The organism is Maritimimonas sp. 2405UD52-3, assembly GCF_056591715.1.
In genome coordinates, this window is the sequence record NZ_JBWQOL010000001.1 from 762,998 (window position 1) to 783,228 (window position 20,231).

The 20,231-nt window shown below is 33.2% G+C and carries 21 protein-coding genes; 15 read left to right on the forward strand and 6 right to left on the reverse strand.

Annotated elements, in window-relative coordinates; translation table 11 throughout:
* The first annotated feature begins 57 nt into the window (after window positions 1-57).
* From AC1EU5_RS03595 to AC1EU5_RS03610, 4 genes are read left to right on the forward strand one after another with little or no spacing between them, the layout of a single operon-like run.
* A complete protein-coding gene (locus tag AC1EU5_RS03595; RefSeq protein ID WP_480190978.1) occupies window positions 58-765 on the forward strand; it encodes an NRDE family protein in 708 nt (235 codons plus the stop codon).
* A 47-nt stretch (window positions 766-812) separates the two neighbouring features.
* Complete coding sequence (locus tag AC1EU5_RS03600; RefSeq protein ID WP_480190979.1) at window positions 813-1,484, forward strand: hypothetical protein; 672 nt, start codon at window positions 813-815, stop codon at window positions 1,482-1,484.
* A gap of 6 nt (window positions 1,485-1,490) precedes the next feature.
* The gene (locus tag AC1EU5_RS03605; protein WP_480190980.1) at window positions 1,491-3,200 is read left to right on the forward strand and encodes a hypothetical protein; all 1,710 of its coding nucleotides are present in this window, start codon (window positions 1,491-1,493) and stop codon (window positions 3,198-3,200) included.
* Window positions 3,201-3,203: 3 nt separating this feature from the next.
* A complete protein-coding gene (locus tag AC1EU5_RS03610) occupies window positions 3,204-4,556 on the forward strand; it encodes a hypothetical protein (RefSeq protein ID WP_480190981.1) in 1,353 nt (450 codons plus the stop codon).
* Here AC1EU5_RS03610 and AC1EU5_RS03615 read toward each other — a convergent pair.
* The 3 genes from AC1EU5_RS03615 to AC1EU5_RS03625 form a co-directional block, all read right to left on the reverse strand.
* Window positions 4,543-5,694 (reverse strand): DUF3667 domain-containing protein, encoded by a 1,152-nt coding sequence (locus AC1EU5_RS03615; protein WP_480190982.1) that lies wholly within the window; start codon window positions 5,692-5,694, stop codon window positions 4,543-4,545. The genes AC1EU5_RS03610 and AC1EU5_RS03615 overlap by 14 nt on opposite strands.
* Window positions 5,695-5,731: 37 nt before the next feature.
* Window positions 5,732-6,118 carry a Co2+/Mg2+ efflux protein ApaG gene (apaG, locus tag AC1EU5_RS03620; protein WP_480190983.1) on the reverse strand — a complete coding sequence of 129 codons (387 nt, stop codon included), beginning with the start codon at window positions 6,116-6,118 and terminating at the stop codon, window positions 5,732-5,734.
* Window positions 6,119-6,205: 87 nt separating this feature from the next.
* Complete coding sequence (locus tag AC1EU5_RS03625) at window positions 6,206-7,465, reverse strand: type IX secretion system plug protein (RefSeq protein ID WP_480190984.1); 1,260 nt, start codon at window positions 7,463-7,465, stop codon at window positions 6,206-6,208.
* A 199-nt stretch (window positions 7,466-7,664) separates the two neighbouring features.
* On the opposite strand from AC1EU5_RS03625, the gene AC1EU5_RS03630 reads away from it, so the two are divergent.
* From AC1EU5_RS03630 to nqrF, 6 genes are read left to right on the forward strand one after another with little or no spacing between them, the layout of a single operon-like run.
* Window positions 7,665-9,014 (forward strand): Na(+)-translocating NADH-quinone reductase subunit A, encoded by a 1,350-nt coding sequence (locus tag AC1EU5_RS03630; protein ID WP_480190985.1) that lies wholly within the window; start codon window positions 7,665-7,667, stop codon window positions 9,012-9,014.
* Between the two features lie 10 nt (window positions 9,015-9,024).
* The gene (locus tag AC1EU5_RS03635; RefSeq protein ID WP_480190986.1) at window positions 9,025-10,230 is read left to right on the forward strand and encodes an NADH:ubiquinone reductase (Na(+)-transporting) subunit B; all 1,206 of its coding nucleotides are present in this window, start codon (window positions 9,025-9,027) and stop codon (window positions 10,228-10,230) included.
* 3 nt (window positions 10,231-10,233) lie between these two features.
* The gene (locus tag AC1EU5_RS03640) at window positions 10,234-11,001 is read left to right on the forward strand and encodes a Na(+)-translocating NADH-quinone reductase subunit C (protein ID WP_480190987.1); all 768 of its coding nucleotides are present in this window, start codon (window positions 10,234-10,236) and stop codon (window positions 10,999-11,001) included.
* Window positions 11,002-11,004: 3 nt separating this feature from the next.
* Entirely contained in the window at window positions 11,005-11,697 is a 693-nt protein-coding gene (locus AC1EU5_RS03645) for an NADH:ubiquinone reductase (Na(+)-transporting) subunit D (RefSeq protein WP_480190988.1), read from the forward strand.
* 51 nt (window positions 11,698-11,748) lie between these two features.
* The gene (nqrE, locus tag AC1EU5_RS03650) at window positions 11,749-12,471 is read left to right on the forward strand and encodes an NADH:ubiquinone reductase (Na(+)-transporting) subunit E (protein ID WP_480190989.1); all 723 of its coding nucleotides are present in this window, start codon (window positions 11,749-11,751) and stop codon (window positions 12,469-12,471) included.
* Between the two features lies 1 nt (window position 12,472).
* Window positions 12,473-13,780 (forward strand): NADH:ubiquinone reductase (Na(+)-transporting) subunit F, encoded by a 1,308-nt coding sequence (gene nqrF / locus AC1EU5_RS03655; protein ID WP_480190990.1) that lies wholly within the window; start codon window positions 12,473-12,475, stop codon window positions 13,778-13,780.
* 303 nt (window positions 13,781-14,083) lie between these two features.
* Here the strand turns inward: nqrF and AC1EU5_RS03660 are convergent, their stop codons facing one another.
* Window positions 14,084-14,545, reverse strand: coding sequence for a Na(+)-translocating NADH-quinone reductase subunit F (locus AC1EU5_RS03660; RefSeq protein WP_480190991.1), 462 nt, complete (start codon window positions 14,543-14,545; stop codon window positions 14,084-14,086).
* 153 nt (window positions 14,546-14,698) lie between these two features.
* On the opposite strand from AC1EU5_RS03660, the gene AC1EU5_RS03665 reads away from it, so the two are divergent.
* The 4 genes from AC1EU5_RS03665 (at window position 14,699) to AC1EU5_RS03680 (ending at window position 17,209) form a co-directional block, all read left to right on the forward strand.
* Complete coding sequence (locus AC1EU5_RS03665; RefSeq protein ID WP_480190992.1) at window positions 14,699-15,067, forward strand: Na(+)-translocating NADH-quinone reductase subunit F; 369 nt, start codon at window positions 14,699-14,701, stop codon at window positions 15,065-15,067.
* A gap of 28 nt (window positions 15,068-15,095) precedes the next feature.
* Window positions 15,096-15,974 carry an alpha/beta hydrolase gene (locus AC1EU5_RS03670; RefSeq protein WP_480190993.1) on the forward strand — a complete coding sequence of 293 codons (879 nt, stop codon included), beginning with the start codon at window positions 15,096-15,098 and terminating at the stop codon, window positions 15,972-15,974.
* Window positions 15,967-16,776 (forward strand): alpha/beta hydrolase, encoded by an 810-nt coding sequence (locus tag AC1EU5_RS03675; protein ID WP_480190994.1) that lies wholly within the window; start codon window positions 15,967-15,969, stop codon window positions 16,774-16,776. The genes AC1EU5_RS03670 and AC1EU5_RS03675 overlap by 8 nt, the downstream gene beginning before the upstream one ends.
* Before the next feature lie 106 nt (window positions 16,777-16,882).
* Window positions 16,883-17,209: a YegP family protein gene (locus AC1EU5_RS03680; RefSeq protein WP_480190995.1), complete on the forward strand. Its 327-nt coding sequence runs from the start codon at window positions 16,883-16,885 to the stop codon at window positions 17,207-17,209.
* A 72-nt stretch (window positions 17,210-17,281) separates the two neighbouring features.
* On the opposite strand, the gene AC1EU5_RS03685 is transcribed toward AC1EU5_RS03680, so the two are convergent.
* The gene (locus AC1EU5_RS03685) at window positions 17,282-18,145 is read right to left on the reverse strand and encodes an OmpA/MotB family protein (RefSeq protein ID WP_480190996.1); all 864 of its coding nucleotides are present in this window, start codon (window positions 18,143-18,145) and stop codon (window positions 17,282-17,284) included.
* A 127-nt stretch (window positions 18,146-18,272) separates the two neighbouring features.
* Here AC1EU5_RS03685 and AC1EU5_RS03690 point away from each other — a divergent pair, with 127 nt between their 5' ends.
* Complete coding sequence (locus AC1EU5_RS03690; RefSeq protein WP_480190997.1) at window positions 18,273-19,262, forward strand: FAD:protein FMN transferase; 990 nt, start codon at window positions 18,273-18,275, stop codon at window positions 19,260-19,262.
* On the opposite strand, the gene AC1EU5_RS03695 is transcribed toward AC1EU5_RS03690, so the two are convergent.
* Window positions 19,259-20,221 (reverse strand): DUF4837 family protein, encoded by a 963-nt coding sequence (locus AC1EU5_RS03695; RefSeq protein ID WP_480190998.1) that lies wholly within the window; start codon window positions 20,219-20,221, stop codon window positions 19,259-19,261. The genes AC1EU5_RS03690 and AC1EU5_RS03695 overlap by 4 nt on opposite strands.
* Window positions 20,222-20,231: the final 10 nt, after the last annotated feature.

Genomic DNA, 20,231 nt, shown 5'->3' on the forward strand with positions numbered 1-20,231 from the left:
ACGATTTATTTAGCATCACAAAAAGTATTGAAACCCTTTTCGAAATCGATATAGTCTATGTGTACAGTGACCTACCTTCCGTTAGGAAATTCTGATTTTATTTTAACTTCAAGCAGAGATGTACCCTTTTCAAGGGAGCCTGCTTTATATCCTGAAAAAGAGAAAGAAAATGGAGTTTCGCTTTATTATCCTAAAGACGGAAAAGCTGGCGGCACTTGGATAGGTGTAAGCTCTCAAAATAGGTTGATTTGTCTGCTGAATGGCGGGTTTGAATATCATACCTCAAGAAACTACTATAAAAAAAGTAGAGGGCTCATTGTAAAAGAACTCCTAAAAGCTAATGATATTCTAACGGGATTAGAAAAAGTTGACTTAGAGGATGTTGAGCAATTTACATTAACTATAGTAGATTGGAATAATGACCTTGAATTGATAGAATTTGTATGGGATGGTGTCAAGAAACATTTAAAAAGGATGCCTCAAAAACCGGCAATTTGGTCTTCATCAACGTTATATGATGCGAGTGTAAAACAATTGCGGAAAGATTGGTTTGAAACTTGGCAAAAGAATAATAATGTAAGTGAAAAAAACATTTTGGATTTTCACCATACAGCCGGTATAGGTGATCCTTTTATAGATGTATTAATGGACAGGAATATGGGAGGAACTGTTAGTATTACATTAGTGCAAAAAAGAGGAGATGTTGTTTCTATGAAATATGAAGATATACGAACAAAAGAAAAATCAGAACTAGAAGTATACTAAAACACTGTAAATATAGTTTTCTATCTATACTTTAGACGAAAAATGCTATGCTGAGAAAAATCAAATTTTTCATTATTGTTTCACTGTTTTTTTTGTGTACCAGCTGTTTTGAAATAGTTGAAGAAGTAACCTTGCATAAAGATGGATCAGGAAGTGTAACCTTAACACTTAACTTAAGCAAGAGTAAAACAAGGCTGAATTCTATTATGCTGATGGATAGTATCAATAAACATAAGGTACCTTCTAAATTGGAGATCAGATCGAAAATAGCAGAAGTAATTACTAAGATAAAGAAGATACAAGGAATACATAATGTTAAGAATTCTGAAAATTTTAATGACTACATATTTACTATCTCATGCGATTTTACAGATATTGATGCATTAAATTCAGTAATTGCTAATTTTAGTACAGATGCGGATGCTAATAAAATAAAACGTCAAAAACATTTTACATTCAATAAGGACCAGATGACCTTTAAAAGAAGCCATCATTATAATTTAGCCAATGAATTTAAAAAAACCAATATGGAAGATAGAAAGGTTTTTGAAACGGCATCATTTACCAGTATCTATCGTTTTGATACACCTATAGCTTCTTCAGAAAATCAAGCAGCAAAAATCTCTGGAAGTAAAAAAGCAATCATGTTGCGCTTAAATGCTCAGGATATTATAAAAAACAGAAAATCAATTAAAAACCAGATTCAACTACTAAACTAATAGAGAATGAAAAGAATATTATTTATGAGCGCATTTTTATGTGCTTTTGTCTCGTTAAATGCTCAGAATTTAGAAAATAGAATACCTAGTACTGCTGATGCGGTTATTTCTATTAACGGGGATCGTTTATTAGAGCTCATTTCAATTACTGATTTAAACAATACAACGTTTGCCAAAGAAATTTTAAAAGAGTTTAATAAAGATAGTACTGCACAAAAAACCTCTGTTGCAGATCTTGGAGTAGATATTAATAGTAAGGCCTATTATTTTTATTCAAAGACAGATAGTGTAGGATATCATAGTTTTTTATTGAAATTGAATAATCGTGAAAGCTTTGAAAGTGTATTTAAGGAATCTGATAGAGTAGAAATCATTCGACAAAATGGACTAAATATGAGATCAGATGGAGATGCTTTGGCAATTTGGGATAATAATACTTTCTTCATTGCCGTTGCGGATGCTTCCTACAATTTTTTTGATAAAAATGAAGAACGATTACTGTCTCAATCCGAAAACAAAGAAGAGTCTTTTTATGAAATGAAAAGACGTATAACTGGTGAATGGGTAGAACAGTTTGCAAAGAATATATTTAGAGGTACAGTAAGATCCGTTACTTCAAATAAGAGCTATTCCTCGAGTAAGGATAGCAAAAGTGCTGCTTCTATTTGGATCAAAAATTATGGAGAGTTAATAGGCAAAAGTTTAGCAGATATTTATGGTTCTACTTTAGGTATGCGTCAGATGGGGCTTGCTTCTGAAAGTTTAAACGGATTTGAAAGTGTGGTGGCTAATCTTTATTTTGAAGAAGATGTAGCCAAAATGGCTATGAGTATGCAAGTTTCTGATGATTGGCAACGTATTTTTAAGAAGATATACAATTCAAGGTTTGATAGAAATATGTTGCAATATTTCAATAAGGATAATGCAATGGCTTATTTCAGTATGTCTTTTGATACAGAAGAATTAATGAATGAATACCCTGCTATGATTACAAAAATGTATGGTGGTATGTTACCTGAATACAGCGATGAAATGGGCTTAGCGGCTGAGTTTGTTTCTATGATGCTAGATGAAGAAGCTATTGGTGAGTTGATGACAGGTGACGCCTTGTTTGTATTGCACAATGCTTCTGAAAAGGAAGTTGAATATACTACCTATGAATATGATGAAGATTATAATAGGAAAGAGGTTAAGAAAACTAAAAAAGAAGTGTTACCTGACTTTACATTTATGATTGGTACGGAAAAAGAACGATTTTTTCAAAGATTGGCAAAGTCAGGGGTTAAACATAAGTTGTTTACTAGTAAAGATGGATATTTTAAGGTAGAGGCACCTAAGAAAGAAATTCCGGTAGATTTATTTGCCTTGGTAAAAGATGACATCCTATTTTTTACTACCTCAGAAAAGATAGCTTCTGATATTATAAGCGGTAGGGTAAATTCAAACTTAGGAAAGCATGATAAACTTATAAGAAAGAATATCTATACCATGTATTTCAATGGGCAAAAAATTATGGATATTTTACCAAAAGATGCTATGAGCATTAAGGAAAAAGAGCATTTAAGTTTTATTAAAGATAATTTTGTTGATGGTTATGTTACAGCTTCAAAAATGAAAGGCAACAAAATGAATTCTGAATTTATTATCAACACTTCGGGTAAGCAAGAAAATGCGTTACGCTTGCTAATAGATTTATTTGATGAGCTCATAAAATAGTCCATGAAGAAAAAGTTTTTATACTTTTTTATTAGTGTTTTAATATTGCTTAGCGGAGTTTATTTTTTACGTTATAAGCAATCACAACGTTTTGATCAAATTCCAGTTTGGGCTACTTCAATACTTAATGTAAATCTCAGGCAATTAGAACATCATGTTTTTGAAGATGTCATTAAAAACCCTAGACTTTACATTGATCTAGATTTTTCTAAGAAGGAGCGAAAAAAGTCTTTTATTGATGCGGTTTCAGTTCCAAGAAACCTCCTTTTTTTTACCAACTCCAAAGACTATAAAGGGGTTGTAATAAGTAGTTTTTTGAAGGTCAAGAACAAACAAAAATTCACTAAGTATCTTTTGGAAGACCAGTTTACACGCCAACAACAAGATGGATTGGATTTTTATAAAAAAGGTAAGTTAGTTTTAGCACTTAAAGAAAAAAAAATAGTACTTGCTTTTAATTATAGAGCCGACAAGAATATCAATAAGCACTTATTAACCGTATTTTCTGATAAAGAGTATCTTGATAATGCTGAATGGCTTCAAGGTTTAGTTAAAAGTAAAGCTGATGCGAGCTTTGTCTCAGAAAATGGTGATTTTGTAGAACTTAATTCAACTGATGGAGTTTTAGAAATTAAAGGGATTTTAAACCCAGGTTTTGATCTGTTTCTGTCTCAAAAACACAAAGGAATTTCAGAAAATTCGATTGGTGAAATACATACTAAATTAAATACTTCAAGTGCTATTTTTAATAATTTGTTATCTGATAAGAATAAAATAAAATTTAATGAGCTGACTTCTCTTTCTATAGATTCAATAACACATAAGTGGAATGGAAGTATGAGTGTTGATTTAAAATCGATTACCTCAAAAATAGATAGTATTGTGACGTACGAATATGATGATGATTTTAATAAAATTGAAAAAGTTTCTTTTCAAAACAGTACAGTGCCAAGTATGGATATTATGGCAGGTAAAAAGCAAGGAAAAGAACTTTTTTCTTATCTGCTTCAAGAAAAATCTATAAAGGTAATTGATAGTGATACGTTATTCGTGCTGTTACCTTTGAATACATTCTTTGCTCAAGAATCACCAGAGTCCATTTTTATTTCAGATCAGTTAATGAAACTTGTTGATGGAAAAACTGTTGAATCAAAGCTGCATGCATCTGTAAACTTTGAGAAGTATCTTGAGAATTCACTAGACATCATTAGCGTACCAGAAGATGACATCTGTATGAAAGAATTATCAAAAGCTGAATTAAATATCTCTAACAATAATGAACTTAAAATCTATATACATCTTAAAAATACAAATCGAAATTTTTTAGCTCAGTTGCTAAAGACTAATAAAAAATAAATGATACTAAGGTAAGTGCAATAAGTCCAAATGCTGAGAATACTATAAATGCAAAATTTGCCATGAGGTATTTTATTATAGTCTTGCCCCATCCTTGCTTATAGAAACCTTTCATGGCTAGTAATAGATAAAGAGCAAAAAGAGCTAAAAAAACAGGTATAATAGTATCGGAACTACTGTTTGTGAAAAAACTTACTAAAACAAATATTAACATAAGTAAAAAAAATACAGCCTGTGTATAAAAGACAAATACCATATTTTCCATATATGTGTATTTCCTTCGTATATAGATAAGCTTTAAAAAGAGTGCGAAAATTGGCAAAAATAAAAAGATAGCTAAAGAAAGGTTAGAGAAGATGGTCTGATTAAATTCATCTACATTTCCATTAATCATGTCATGTGTCTTTTGTGTTTTATCATAATAAAAACGGTTCCAAACATTGTTTTCATAATTCAAACTATCTAAGGCCCGCCCAACAGGATGCTCTTTATTTTCCTCATAATAGTTATAAAAGGTTGTTACTTTTTTTATAAAAGGGCTTTTCTCAGATGCCTTAACTTTTAAAGAATCAATTTCTGTAGCTTTATTTAAACTATCCAGATGAATAGCATTGGCCTTCAATGTAGAGTCTATATCAACCGGAACATTTTTTTGAACTTCAGTTAGTGTAACTTGCGTAATAGAATCCTTTTTGGCAGCGTCAATAGCCCCTTGATTAAAACCATCCTTCATATCATTAACGATGATTGCTTCAAATTTATTGGTATCACCACGTAATTCACTGATCTTCCCCAGTAAGCCAAAAATCAAAAAAAACAAAAGTGATATGGTTAAATAGGTTCTAAAAGGATTGACCAACTTTTTTCGCTTACCAGAAATAAAATCATATGCAACTTTGCCTGGTTTTAATATCAAAGGAACAACAGTGTTCCATACCCTAGAATCATAGGTGAAAATGGTGCCAAAAAATTCATCAAGAACCAATCTAAAATTAAGTTGGTTTACATTATTGCGTTGCCCACATTCTGGGCAAAAATTTTCTTCACCAACCAGAACTTTATCGCAATTAAGACAAGAGTTGCCTTTTATTCGCGCAGGTAGTTTTTCTTTTTTATTCTTTTTCAACCAAGGAAGCATTGGCTAAAAATAAGTCTTTTTAAGAAATGAGGAACAATTAATTTAAAATAGCAGGTACATTCAATTGAAAGGAAGGAATGCTTACTCTAAACTGTTTAGTAGTGGTGAAATTAATCATATTAAAGAAACCACGCATGGCACCTGCAGGTGAGGTAAGATTACAATATGAGTTATAAGTATAACTTTTCTTTGGAAGGATAATGGGTTTTTTACCAATAACACCCTCACCTTCAACAATTTCTCGGTTTTTTAAGGAGTCAAAAATTTCCCAGTGACGACTGATCAGTTGAACTGAGTCATTACTTTGGTTTTCAATGGTGATCTCATAACTAAATGAAAAGTATAGTCTGTAATTTTGATAGGAAGTACCTTCAAAATTTGTCTTTACAGATATTTTAATTCCGTTTGTTACTTGCTGCACCATAAAATTACCTTAGTAATTGTGTTACAAAGATATAACTAATTTCATAATTAGAAATGTCTTATAAATTTGAGATGAAAAAAGAAGTAATTAGTTGCGTATATTTTCTGAATTGGCAACTCCATAACCAATTACTTGATCATATCTGCTGCCTAAAGGTCGGTAGTAAACTAAAACGGAATATTCATTTTCTGTTTGAAAAAATGTACCGTTTAGGTCAGTGTTGTCAATACTTCCATCTTCATTTTTTATAACATACATATAATTATAGAACCCCTGTTTTAAAAAAAGTTGACAATTAAAGGTATTGAGGTTCTCATTGTAGCTCATTCTATTTTCATCAGTCAACTGCCAATTGTTAAAATTGCCATACACGTATACTGATTTACCCTTTAGCTCATCATTGGCTAATAAGCTGAAATACACCCAAGAATAATCTCCTTCAATGGCAACTTCATCACTGTCTATAGTTCTTAGGATAAAATTTCCATTGATATCTGGGTTATAGGTATAAGGTCTATTTTTTCTGATTTCATCTAGATACAAATAGGTGTGGAATCTATCTTTTAATTCACTTCGAGCAACATTGTTTGTGGCATTGCGAATTTGTTTGGTGTCAAAGAATAAATATTCATTTCCGGCTAGAAAAAAGATATTAGAATTGTATTTAAATAGTAATTGTGAACCTCGTATAAATTGAGGTTTTAAATTTCTTATTGCCGTATTCCAATCATTATTCTGATAAACAACTGGTTTGATTTCCAGTCCGGGGTTGTTAATTAATAAATTGGGATGATTGATGGTGAACTGAACATTTTGTTCTGTGTTAATGGAAGATATTTCACGACTTCTATGTACACTTACACCAACGTCAGTCAGTGGTTGATATACAATAAACGGCCGAGTAAAAGTCACTTCATTATCTTCATCTAAAACAGTAATAGCATAATTACCGCTAATGCTAATACTTAAATTATCATTTGGAAACCGTAAGCTATAATGCGTATAATCTTGAAATGTATTAAATGAGTTTTCAAAATTCCGGATAAGGTCATCATTGAATCCGTTAAGAAATTCAGTGGGATTTAGATTGGAAGGCTCCCAGTTATAGTCATAATGTTCTATTTTGTATCTGTACTGTTTTTGGTCAGCCTCAAGATCGTCAAACTCTAAAATAAAACCAGACCCTAATTTAATAACTGGGGCATAGTCATTGGTTCGTAAGTTGTTGAATACAATGGCCTTAATATGATCTGGCGGATTCACATTTACCTTTTGTTGGGCAAATAAAGAGAGCCAGCAGGTTAGTATAACAAGTATGGTGAATTTTCCTTTTTTTGGTTTAAACATATAATTGGTTTTTATGCCTTAAAATCAAGGATGATGCCGAAATATGTTGGCAAAAATAAGAAATAGTGATTTGGCTTGATTAAAAGGTTATTTGGAATGATTATAAATAAAGTTTTAAACCTTGTAAAGACTTAGAAAACACCTACAAAATTTTTAAATTTGCACCGCTTTTAACGACAAGAAATTTTAATTTATTCATATGTCAAAAGACATTCGCATTAAAAAGGGCTTAGACATTAAGCTCGTTGGCGAAGCAGAAAAGACAACTACCAAACTTCCTATTAGTAGTTTGTATGCTGTAAAGCCAGATGATTTTCACAAAATTATACCCAAACTCTTAGTAAAAGTTGGTCATGAAGTAAAAGCTGGTGAAGCTTTATTTCATTCAAAAACTAATGAGCAATTGTTATTCCCTTCACCGGTAAGTGGTGAAGTTGTAGAAATTGTTCGTGGTGCTAAGCGTAAGGTGTTAGAAATAAAAATCTTAGCTGATAAGGAACAACAATATCAAGATTTTGATAAAAAAGATGTCGCTAATATGAGCAGTGATGATATCAAAGCTCATTTGTTAGCTTCAGGATGTTGGCCTTTTATCAAACAACGACCATATGACATCATTGCTAACCCTGAGAAATCACCAAGAGATATTTTTATCTCAGGTTACGCAAGTGCGCCTTTGGCTGCTGATTTAGACTATGTATTGGCTGGAAAAGATGCTGAATTGCAAGCTGCTGTTGCTGCCTTAGCAAAATTAACAGAAGGGAAAGTACATGTAAGCGTCAGTCAAAGTGCTAATAACCCTTTAGCAAATCTTTCTGGAGTTTCTTTACATAAGGTTTCAGGTCCACATCCTAGCGGAAATGTAGGTACTCAGATTGCCAAAATAGGTCCTGTCAATAAAGGCGAAACGGTATGGGTAGTAACTCCTCAAGACCTAGTTATCATTGGTGAACTATTATTGACCGGTAAATTCAATGCTACGCGTACGGTTGCTTTAACTGGATCAAAAATTATTCGCCCACAATATGTTGAAGCTATTGCCGGAGCGAAAATTGAGGATTTAGTTGCTGAGAATTTAGATGGGCAAAATGAGCGTATTATCAGTGGAAATGTATTATCAGGTACACAAGTTACCAAAGAAGGATTCTTAGGATATTACGACAATCAGATTACTGCTATTCCTGAAGGAGATGATTATGAATTTTTTGGTTGGAACAAACCAATCTTTAATAAAATATCAAACTCTAGAGCATTCACTTTTTCATGGTTGAATCCTAAGAAAAAATATGATCTCAATACAAATACCAATGGCGAGCACAGAGCTTTTGTGTTAACGGGTTCTTATGAGCAGGTATTTCCATTAGATATTTATCCAATGCAAATTTTAAAAGCGTGTTTATACAAAGACCTTGATGAAATGGAAGCACTTGGTATGTATGAAGTGGCTCCTGAAGATTTTGCGTTAACAGAATTTGTTTGTGTATCTAAACAACCACATCAACAAATTATAAGAGAAGGTTTGGATTTAATGATCGAAGAGATCGGGTAAAAAGTCAGCAATGGGATTAAAACAAAACTTACATAATTTAAAAGAGAAGTATAAAGGCACAAAGATGGCACCTGCATTTAATGCCATTCACACTTTTCTGTATTTGCCAAATGAAACCACACATGGGGGCACTCATATAAAAGCTGCAGATGATCTGAAGCGTACCATGAATATTGTGATTATGGCTCTTGTGCCATGTTTACTATTTGGTATGTTCAATGCTGGTTATCAACATTATTTAGCAGCTGGAGAAATTGAAAGAGCTACTAGTTTCTTTAGTGGAGAATTCTGGAATCTAGATAACCTTATCATTGGTTTAAAGAAAGTATTGCCACTGGTGATAGTTTCTTATTTAGTTGGATTGGTAGTAGAATTCATTTTTGCTGTGATCAAAGGGCACGAAGTAGAGGAAGGGTACTTGGTAACAGGTATGTTAGTACCTCTAATTGTTCCAATTGATACTCCATTATGGATGTTAGCAGTAGCTGTTATTTTTGGTGTAGTAATAGGTAAAGAAGTATTTGGGGGTACAGGTATGAATATCTTAAATCCGGCATTAACTGTAAGAGCATTCTTATTTTTTGCTTACCCTACGTGGATGAGCGGTGATAAAGTTTGGGTACATGATGCTGTAAACAGAGTTGGTCAACCGGATGCTATTTCAGGTGAGACTATGTTAGGAAGTTTGGCACAAAACCTAGAACCAAAATATAATACTTGGGAGCAATTCATGGGCTTTATTCCGGGATCTGTAGGTGAAACGTCAACGATGCTAATCCTGTTAGGAGGCTTATTCTTAATATTTACGAAGATAGGTAGTTGGAGAATCATGCTAAGTGCAATTATTGGTGCTCTGGTAATGGGCTTTATGTTCAACCAAGTAGTAGAGCTAGGTTGGATTACTTCGGGTAGTAAGTTTTACGGATTAATGACTGTAGATTTCTGGCAACATTTATTAATTGGTGGTCTGGCCTTTGGTATCGTATATATGGCAACTGATCCGGTAACGGCATCGCAAACCAATAAGGGTAAATGGATTTACGGATTCTTAATAGGATTTTTCTCGGTGATGATCCGAGTATTTAACCCGGCATACCCTGAAGGTGTAATGTTGGCTATTTTATTAATGAATGTATTTGCACCAACAATTGACCATTATGTGGTGCAAGGTAATGTAAAGAGAAGATTAAAACGTTTAAAAGCTAAAACAGCATAAGTCATGGCTAGAAACACAGAAAGTAATGTATATACCGTATTATTTGCCGTTGCTATGGTGGTAGTAGTGGGTTCGTTGTTAGCCTTTACAGCTTCGTATTTAAAGCCTACCATAACTAAAAATATGAAGACCGAAAAGCAGCAAAATATTTTGTTTGCAATGGGAGTAAGTCAAGCAACTGTCTCTGGAAATGAGGAGGAAGCAGATAGTTTTGTAGATACTGAACAAGCACAAACGGAATTTGATAAGTATATTACAAAACAATATTATATAGAAGGCACAACGGCTACGGAAGACAATCAGGCCTATTTAATAGATATTAAAAAAGAAGCTGATAAGGCTAAGTCTGGTGACTATATAAGAAAGCTACCTCTATTTGTTGGAGAGAAAGATGGAGAGAAATTCTATATAGTTCCTGTAAGAGGTGTAGGTTTATGGGATGCGATCTGGGCATACATTGCCTTGAACGAAGATTTACAAACAGTAAAAGGAGCATATTTTGACCATAGAGGTGAAACTCCAGGTCTAGGAGCCAATATTACTGAAGGATATTTTAGAGATGATTTTCAAGGAGAGTCTTTGTTTTCTTCTAATGGTGAATTCAAAGGAATTACCGTAGCAAAAGGAAATAATGATCCAACAAATGAAGATAAAACAGACAATGAGGTTGATGCCATTGCTGGAGCTACCATTACTGGTGATGGAGTAACAGCCATGATTAAAAAAGATTTGGCACTGTACCTACCTTATTTCAATATTTTAAAAAAATAATACATGGCAGAAGTAGCAGAGCAAGAAAAAGTAGTGAAGACTCCTAGTGAACCTTTGTTTTCTAAAAAGAATAGACAATTAATTACTGATCCATTAACAGATAACAATCCTATTACTATACAAGTATTGGGTATTTGTTCAGCATTGGCCATTACTGCACAGTTAAAAGCATCTATTATTATGGCTATAGCTGTATTATTCGTTATGGGTGTTGGTAATGTGGTTATTTCGTTAATGCGGAATGCAATTCCCTCCAAGATTAGAATTATAGTCCAATTGATAGTAGTTGCTTCTTTAGTGATTATAGTAGATCAGGTATTAAAAGCATTTTCTTATCAATTAAGTAAGGAATTAGGAGCTTTTATTGGATTGATTATTACGAACTGTATCATTATGGGACGTTTTGAAGCCTTTGCTTTAGGTAATGGTCCTTGGAAATCTTTCCTTGATGGGATTGGAAATGCTGCTGGTTATGGGTTAATCTTGATCATCGTTGGGTTCTTCAGAGAATTATTAGGATCAGGAACATTGTTAGGATTTCCGGTATTAGGCGATCCAATTGCAAAAACAGGATTGTATGCTTTAGGATATGAGAATAACGGATTCATGTTATTATCGCCGATGGCTTTAATTGTAGTGGGTATTCTTATTTGGGTGCAACGTACCAAGAACCCTGCATTAGTAGAAGATCATTAAAAATAGTAAACAGTACTCAGTAGCAGTTGGCTACTGAAAACTTGAAAAAATATGGAACATTTAGAAATATTCTTTAAGTCAATTTTTATAGAAAACATGGTATTTGCTACATTCTTAGGAATGTGTTCTTACTTAGCCGTATCTAAAAAAGTATCAACAGCAGTAGGTTTGGGTGCTGCGGTCATCTTTGTATTAGCTGTAACAGTACCGTTAAACTGGTTGCTTGATCAATATATATTACAACCAGGCGCTTTAGCAAAAACTTTGGGTGCTGAGTATGCAGATTATGATTTGAGTTTCTTATCATTCATCATGTTTATTGCAACCATTGCTACCATGGTGCAGTTAGTAGAGATTATTGTAGAAAAATTTGCTCCGGCATTATATAATTCATTAGGTATTTTCTTACCGTTAATTGCGGTAAACTGTGCCATCTTAGGAGGTTCATTGTTTATGCAGACACGTGAGATTCCTTCATTAGGGTTAGCCGTAAATTATGGAGTAAGTTCAGGTATTGGTTGGTTCTTGGCAATTTTGGCAATAGCAGCTATTCGTGAAAAGATTCGTTATTCAGCTGTGCCAGCTCCTTTAAGAGGATTGGGAATTACATTTATCATTACCGGATTGATGGGGATTGGCTTCTTGAGTTTTGGTGGCATGTTAACTGGTGATGAGGGAAATGGTAAAGAAAAAACCGAAGAAGTGAGCCAGCTTGAAGATGAAGAAAAGAAAAAGGAATTAGTAGAAAACACAACAACAGTATTAAATAAATAATATGTTTTTAGCAGCAAGTACTACAGGAGTAATCATAACAACGGTATTAGCTTTTTTAGCTATTATCTTGTTATTGGTTTCATTATTACTGTTTGTAAAACAAAAACTAGCACCTTCTGGTCCGGTTAAGATCAAGATCAATGGCGAAAAAGAAATTGAAGTAGCTTCAGGAGGTACTTTACTATCAACATTGGGTAATCAAAAAATATTCTTGCCGTCGGCTTGTGGTGGTGGTGGAACTTGTATTCAATGCGAATGCCATGTTTTAGATGGTGGTGGTGAGGCATTACCTACAGAAACACCACACTTTACACGTAAAGAATTACAGCATGGTGCGCGTTTAGCTTGCCAGGTAAAGGTGAAGCAAGACATGGAAATTACTATACCAGAAGAGGTATTTGGTATTAAGAAATGGGAAGCAACGGTTGTGCGTAATTATAATGTAGCATCTTTTATTAAGGAATTTGTTGTAGAAATTCCTGAAGATATGGGCTATAAAGCGGGTGGATATATTCAGATAGAGATTCCTCCTTGTACAATTAATTATAAGGATATTGATATTACCGCGCATCCTGAAGAACATGAAACACCAGATAAATTTCAAACGGAGTGGGATAAGTTTGGTTTATGGCCATTGGTTATGAAGAATAATGAGACTGTTGAACGCGCTTATTCTATGGCTTCTTATCCAGCAGAAGGGCGCGAGATTATGCTAAATGTACGTATTGCAACACCACCGTGGGATCGTAATAAAAATGCATGGATGGATGTAAATCCTGGTGTAGCATCATCGTATATATTTGCACAAAAACCGGGCGATAAAGTAACTATTTCAGGCCCTTATGGCGAGTTCTTTATCAATGAGTCTGATGCCGAAATGTTATACGTAGGTGGTGGAGCAGGAATGGCGCCAATGCGTTCGCACTTGTATCACTTATTTAAAACTATTAAAACAGGTAGAAAAGTAACCTATTGGTATGGTGGCCGTTCTAAACGTGAGCTGTTCTATATTGAACACTTTAGAGCTTTAGAACGTGATTTCCCTAACTTTAAGTTTTACATGGCCCTTTCTGAGCCTATGGAAGAAGATAACTGGAAAGTGAAAGATGGTATTGAAGGCGAAGGTGATGGTTTTGTAGGTTTCATCCACAATTGTGTGATTGATAACTATTTAAATCACCATGAGGCACCTGAGGATATTGAATTGTATTTCTGTGGGCCACCACTAATGAATAAAGCAGTTCAAAAGATGGGTGAAGATTTTGGTATACCGGATGAGAACATCCGCTTTGATGACTTTGGTGGATAGGCACTATTGTCCTTCGTGTGTAAATAATAATCCAGATAAATTAAAAAACCAGGCAATTGCCTGGTTTCTTAATGTCTGAACGTTGGAGAATATTTCGTACCTTATAACGTTAATAAAGGTAAAGGGGAAATTATGAATTGCTATAAATGTAACTCTGTATTAGAGAGGATACGCCGTAAAAAATATCAAAGATTACTGTTTCCTAACAGTAAAAGATACGTTTGTTATGGTTGTAACAAAACACATCTTAAATTGAACTTATTGGATACTATAATTGGTCTATTTAATTTTAAATAGAAGTATCTACGAATAAATTACATCAAATTTATAGATAGGATTCTCATTTTCATACTCAAAAATCTTTGAGTAATCCATTACATTGGCAATGGCATCTAGTTGGCATAACAACCCTACTACTGCTGACAAGCCTTTAAACAGCACTTCTTTATTTCTAGGGTTATGCGGTCTTTTGTTGTAATGGCACAGTGGTGTTTTAAAGCCACAAGCTTCTAAAAATGTTTTTTCTACTTGCAACAATTCTAAAGGTGTATAGCCATTAAAAGTTCTTCCTAATTGTTGATGTACGCTACCCACATAACTTAGCTCTAGTGAGCCATGTATGTCCGACAGGTGCTTCCAGCTATCATGATTGTCCAAAATATTACCAACAGCACAAGCTGAACAGCATTCAGGATTCAACTCATCATTATGAAAAGCATTGTATAGTTTAATCAGTGCTTGTTCTAATCTTTTAGGAACTTCCATAAATAACTTCTTATTTCTTTAAAAATAGAAAATTTATTGATAAACCAAAATATGTTCTTTACAAAGAATAAACAGTTTTATTAAAACAGAAAAATCTAATGGATTATTGCAATAGATTTTGTTTTTTTATGTTTAAATAACATGTTTAGGCAAATGATGACACCGTTAACAGAACAAGAACTTCATAACCTTGGAATGAATATTATTGGAAAAAAACTTCAAAAAATGGGGTATGAGTTCTTAGCTGTGAATAGTAAACTTAAAAAACATCCTCAATTCATTTTGTATAAAAAGGATGAGCCTACCATCTTTGTGTTGGTTAAAGTAACCAATAATATTCAGAACCCACAGGATTACGATACCATCTGGATGGAAACGTTTGTAGCGCATGCCAAGAAAATAGGAGCGAGTGTCTGGTACGCTGGTATTGGTATTGCCAATGCAGATAGTGTTGAAATGCCGGTCTTTAAAGATCACCCATACTACGTAGCTTTTGAAGATTTTGTAAAAATACATGAATAGGTAATATTTGTATCTTTAGTTCAGTAAAATGAACTGGTCATTACTTATTATAATTGCGTTGAGCTTAATAATTCTATTAAGCCTAATTGTTTATTTCTTTCAAGAGCGTTTTATTTTTCACCCAGAAAAGTTACCCGAAAATTTTGTTTTTCAATACGAGAACCAACAAGTAGATGAGTATAATATAGAATTAAAGCCAGGTGTTGTTATCAACGGACTTCATTTTAAGGTTGACAACCCGAAAGGAGTTGTATTTTATTTAAAAGGCAATTCAAAAAGTATTAAAGGCTGGGGAAAGTTTGCAGTAGATTTTACACTGCATAACTGGGATGTAATTATGATTGATTATCGTGGTTTTGGCAAGAGTACAGGTAAGCGTACACAGCAAGCTATGAAAGATGACGTTCAGGCTGTTTACAATGTAATAAAAGAGAGGGTAGATGAAAAATATATTATAGTATATGGTCGTTCATTGGGTACCGGCTTAGCAACTAAGGTTGCTTCAGTAAATAACCCTAGAATGTTGATTTTGGCCTGCCCCTATTACAGCATATCAAATAATGTGAAAAGATACGTGCCTTTTATACCAATTGGTTTAGTGATGAGATACTCAATGCCAACTTTTAAGTGGATGAAATATGTAAAATGCCCTGTAAAAATAATTCATGGTACAAATGACAGAGTTATACCTATGAAATCAAGCGTGAGATTATCAAAAGTAAATCCTAAAGTAACACGTTTATATCCTATAATTGGGGGAGGGCATAAGAACCTTCATAATTTTGAAGGTTATCATAGGGCTTTAAAAGAGATTTTGGAATCAAAACCTTTTAAAGATATTGATAGAGAAAATACGAGTATTGACTTTATTAGGAAAAAGAAAAAAGAAAAAGAATCAAATGATTAAAAAAATACTGAGATTACTTTTAAAAATTGTTGTTTGGATAGTTGCAATACATATAGCTTTTATCATTTTTGGTTACTTTTTTCAAGAAAAACTCATTTTTCAACCAGAAAAACTTCCTAAAGATTTTCAGTACTCTTTTATTCATAACTTTCAGGAGATTAATCTAAAAGCAAATGATGGTGCTATCATCAATGCATTGCATTTCAAAATTGAAAATCCTAAAGGTGTAATTCTGTATTTTCATGGTAATTCAGGTAGTTTAAAAGGGTGGGGCAATGTAGTGCGATATTTTACAGACTATCAGTATGATGTTTTTATCATTGATTTTAGAGGCTATGGTAAGAGCACAGGGAATTTAGATGATGAAATGATGTATACAGATGCGCAACTAAGTTATGATTATGTAAAACAATTTTATAATGAAGATAAGATCATACTTTACGGTAAGTCTATGGGAACAACATTTGCAACGAGAGTTGCTGCTGACAATAATCCGCAGCAATTAATTTTAGAAGTTCCATTTTATAATTTGGCCGCCGCTGGAAAACACAGGTTTCCTTTTGCACCAATGTTCTTATTGAATTATAAGTTTGAAACCAATACGTTTATCAAAGAAGTAAAATGCCCTATTACTTTTTTTCATGGTAATGAAGATTGGATTACTCCATATGACGATAGTGTGCGATTATTTGAAGAAGCTACAACCAAAGATAAACAGTTTATCACAATAATAGGAGGCCACCATAATGATCTTGTACAGTATGCAAAATACCATGAAGTTTTAAAGAAATTATTGGAGTAAACAGCTAACTGTTAATTTTTTACTCAATAAAAAACGGGAATATCTTTTTTAATTTGTAATGAAATTTATAAATTGGTCATTCACAAAAATTTAAACTAATTTAACTATGGGAAAATTTGAAGTTTACACTGATAAGGGTGGAAAATACAGATTCAGATTAAAGGCTGGAAACGGTCAAACTATTTTGGCAAGTCAAGGTTATGCATCTAAGTCTGGATGTGATAACGGAATTGAATCTGTACGTAAAAATTCTGGTGATGATGCTAATTATGAAAGATTAGAGGCAAAAAATGGAGAGCCATATTTCAACTTAAAATCAACTAACGGGCAAGTTATTGGTACTAGTGAACAATATTCCTCTAATTCTGCTATGGAAAATGGTATTGCTTCTGTTAAGAAGAATGCTCCTGATGCAGACGTAGTTGAAGCTTAGTAAAAAAAGCTTATACTCAAGAAATAAAAAAACCGTCTAATGACGGTTTTTTTATTTCTTGAGAACTCTTTTTTAGTTTCCAGGTGTTGCTTCTGGCTTTTGTTCTAAAATATGAAAGAACTCATCCAACTTAGGTAAAATCACAAACCGCGTTCTTCTATTTCTTGAACGCCCTTCAGCTGTATCATTAGATGCAAGAGGTAAATATTCACTTCTACCCGCAGCAATCAATCGCTTTGGTGCAATACCAAAATCATTTTGTAATACTCTAATTACAGCTGTAGCACGCTGCGTACTTAGATCCCAATTATCTTGAGTTTTAGCGGTCTTAATAGGTACGTTATCTGTATAACCTTCAACCATTACTTCCATCTCTGGTTTTTCTTTGATTACAGTAGCCACCTTGGCTAACAGTCCTTTTGCTTTAGAAGAGATATTAGAACTACCGCTCTTAAATAAAAGCTTATCCGAAATGGTTATATACACCACCGTTTTTTCAACATCTACCATGATGTCTTCGTCTTGAATGCCATCTGCCAAAGCGCTCTTTAAATTCACTGCCAAAGCAAGATTAATCGAGTCTTTGCGTGACATAGCACCACGAATACCATTTATATATTTATCTTTTTCGCTAAGTTGTGCAATTACATCCTTAATATTACTACTTGCAGATTGAGAAAGCATCGTAAGATTCTCAATTTGTTTAATATTATTCTCGTTATTTTCTTTTAGGAAAGTATTTTGAGATTCTAAGGAAGAAAGTTGATTTGCTAACTTGTCTTTTTCAACTTGGCATGCTAAGACCTTAGCATTAGCGTCAGTCAATTGTTGTTTTGCAGCATCATATTCGCCTTGTAATTCTGCAAATTTCTTTTGAGAAACACAAGAAGATAATAAAACTGCAGCGGTAATAGTCAGGATAGATATTTTCTTCATAATTTATGAGTTATTAAGTTCAAGACACGAAGGTATTAAAAAACTACCCAGTGCTTGCGTATTTTAATATGAATTTAACAGTATAGCTTTATCTTTGGCAATGTTAAATGTAAATTCTAAAGTAATTATGAAGAAATGTCTTTTTCTATGGTTTTATTTAGGATTGTTTTTGTTCTATTCATGTAATAAAGAAGCACCTAAAGATTATACTAAATTGCAGGGTCATGCTTTTGGAACCACTTTCAATATTACTTATAACAATGATCATGATTTTACAAAACAAATAGATAGCTTATTTCACTTAATTAATAAATCACTTTCCACCTATATTCCAACGTCAGACATTTCCAAGATCAATCAAGGAGATACAACGATTGTGGTAGATAGCTATTTTGAAGAGGTCTACCAAAAATCACTAAAAATTTATAAGGAAACGGAAGGAGTTTTTGATCCCACTATTGGTGTGTTAGTCAACGCGTGGGGCTTTGGGCCTAAAAAATCAACAGCTAAGCTTGATTCAGCTCAAATAACACAAATACTAGAACTCGTTGGGTTTGATAAAGTACAGTTAGAAAATGGTAAAGTCACGAAGAAAAACGATCGTATTTATTTTGATTTTAATGCCATAGCTAAGGGTTATGCAGTAGATATTGCAGGCAGATTTCTTGAAAAGAATAATGTTCAAGATTATTTGGTTGAGATAGGAGGAGAGATACGTACTAAAGGAGCTAAACTAAATGGTGAAGCCTGGCAAGTTGGTATTGAAGAGCCTAATTTTGATGGTTCTCGTTCTCTTCAAAAAGTAATTGCATTAAAAAACGAAACCATGGCTACTTCTGGTAGTTATAGAAAATTTAAAATAGATTCAGTTTCAGGAAAGAAATATGTGCACATTATAAACCCTAAAACGGGCTATGCTGATCAAAGTGAATTACTAAGTGTATCTGTTATAGGTAAAACAGATTGTGCTGACGTTGATGGTTATGCTACGGCACTTATGGCAATGCCTTTTGAAAAAACAAAACAGTTCCTGAAAAAACATCAGGAACTGCGTGCATATATAATTTATAGTGATGAACAAGGTCTATTACAAACCTATACTACTGAAAATTTTTAAATCTTTAAGGTTTTTATAATAGCTTCTAGTTCAAACATATAATCTCTTTTGTTAACATTTGGTGCATAGGTGAATCCTTCTATAACCAATAAACGATTGTTAGGTTTGTCAACCACTGTATAATTTATGAATGGTCCTGCCATAAAATCACCTTTAACTTCCCATTTTCCTCTTGACTCATAAGTTTCTTTTCCATCAAGTTCAGTCTTTTTGATGTGAGGAGAATAAGCTGCTTCTGTAATCATATAAGAACCATCTGAAGGGCCTGGAATATATTTTTTACCAATAGTATCTCTTACAGAGGCTATATTGTTGGCAACACTGTCTATTTCATCTAAAGGCAATTGATAGGCAATAAGGTTGGTGCTACCTTTATCAATATGATTTCTAAACCAAAGAAAATCTCCCGTATCATCTACTAATCTATATTTTCTTGGTATTTCCATATCAAAACCAAGGTTTTTTAATGTTTTTAGACTGTCTTTTTTTAATAAATCCTTGGCAAGCTTTTTCTGATATAACTTCAAATCTTCTTCTTTAAAGATAGAAACGATATCTTTTTTGTGAGCATCAATTTGCGCTAGTAATTCAGTCTCATCTGTTCCGGTAATGGTCATTACCACTTGTGGCTTAGCATAGATATTTTTCTTAACGGAATAATTGCTGATAGAATCATAACCAATTAATAAAATATTTCTACTTGTTTCAAAAATTGAATTGAATGTTTTTACGGGTACTTGTGTAACAGAAAACTGATTTTCTTCTTGTGGTAAACCTAAAACAGGAGAAGCTATAATGTTTCTTAGTGCATCACCGGGATTTGCACGCCAAACGCTATTGTCAATAACAATAACTAGGCTATTCATTTTTCCGGTAGATTCTCTTAAAATAGGTTTACTATTTGTATTGCAGGAAAAGATAACTATGCAAGTGATAGCTAAGAGGAGTATTTTTTTCATTTTGAATTAG

Bases quoted from the DNA above. Each gene is read 5' to 3' on its own strand.
- nqrF (WP_480190990.1), top strand. From the start codon at position 12,473: ATGTTTTTAGCAGCAAGTACTACAGGAGTAATCATAACAACGGTATTA.
- AC1EU5_RS03695 (WP_480190998.1), bottom strand. From the start codon at position 20,221: ATGAAAAAAATACTCCTCTTAGCTATCACTTGCATAGTTATCTTTTCC.
- AC1EU5_RS03640 (WP_480190987.1), top strand. From the start codon at position 10,234: ATGGCTAGAAACACAGAAAGTAATGTATATACCGTATTATTTGCCGTT.
- AC1EU5_RS03645 (WP_480190988.1), top strand. From the start codon at position 11,005: ATGGCAGAAGTAGCAGAGCAAGAAAAAGTAGTGAAGACTCCTAGTGAA.
- AC1EU5_RS03670 (WP_480190993.1), top strand. From the start codon at position 15,096: ATGAACTGGTCATTACTTATTATAATTGCGTTGAGCTTAATAATTCTA.
- nqrE (WP_480190989.1), top strand. From the start codon at position 11,749: ATGGAACATTTAGAAATATTCTTTAAGTCAATTTTTATAGAAAACATG.
- AC1EU5_RS03690 (WP_480190997.1), top strand. From the start codon at position 18,273: ATGAAGAAATGTCTTTTTCTATGGTTTTATTTAGGATTGTTTTTGTTC.
- AC1EU5_RS03635 (WP_480190986.1), top strand. From the start codon at position 9,025: ATGGGATTAAAACAAAACTTACATAATTTAAAAGAGAAGTATAAAGGC.
- AC1EU5_RS03665 (WP_480190992.1), top strand. From the start codon at position 14,699: ATGATGACACCGTTAACAGAACAAGAACTTCATAACCTTGGAATGAAT.
- AC1EU5_RS03675 (WP_480190994.1), top strand. From the start codon at position 15,967: ATGATTAAAAAAATACTGAGATTACTTTTAAAAATTGTTGTTTGGATA.
- AC1EU5_RS03630 (WP_480190985.1), top strand. From the start codon at position 7,665: ATGTCAAAAGACATTCGCATTAAAAAGGGCTTAGACATTAAGCTCGTT.
- AC1EU5_RS03595 (WP_480190978.1), top strand. From the start codon at position 58: ATGTGTACAGTGACCTACCTTCCGTTAGGAAATTCTGATTTTATTTTA.
- AC1EU5_RS03605 (WP_480190980.1), top strand. From the start codon at position 1,491: ATGAAAAGAATATTATTTATGAGCGCATTTTTATGTGCTTTTGTCTCG.
- AC1EU5_RS03660 (WP_480190991.1), bottom strand. From the start codon at position 14,545: ATGGAAGTTCCTAAAAGATTAGAACAAGCACTGATTAAACTATACAAT.
- AC1EU5_RS03685 (WP_480190996.1), bottom strand. From the start codon at position 18,145: ATGAAGAAAATATCTATCCTGACTATTACCGCTGCAGTTTTATTATCT.
- AC1EU5_RS03615 (WP_480190982.1), bottom strand. From the start codon at position 5,694: ATGCTTCCTTGGTTGAAAAAGAATAAAAAAGAAAAACTACCTGCGCGA.
- AC1EU5_RS03610 (WP_480190981.1), top strand. From the start codon at position 3,204: ATGAAGAAAAAGTTTTTATACTTTTTTATTAGTGTTTTAATATTGCTT.
- AC1EU5_RS03680 (WP_480190995.1), top strand. From the start codon at position 16,883: ATGGGAAAATTTGAAGTTTACACTGATAAGGGTGGAAAATACAGATTC.
- AC1EU5_RS03625 (WP_480190984.1), bottom strand. From the start codon at position 7,465: ATGTTTAAACCAAAAAAAGGAAAATTCACCATACTTGTTATACTAACC.
- AC1EU5_RS03600 (WP_480190979.1), top strand. From the start codon at position 813: ATGCTGAGAAAAATCAAATTTTTCATTATTGTTTCACTGTTTTTTTTG.
- apaG (WP_480190983.1), bottom strand. From the start codon at position 6,118: ATGGTGCAGCAAGTAACAAACGGAATTAAAATATCTGTAAAGACAAAT.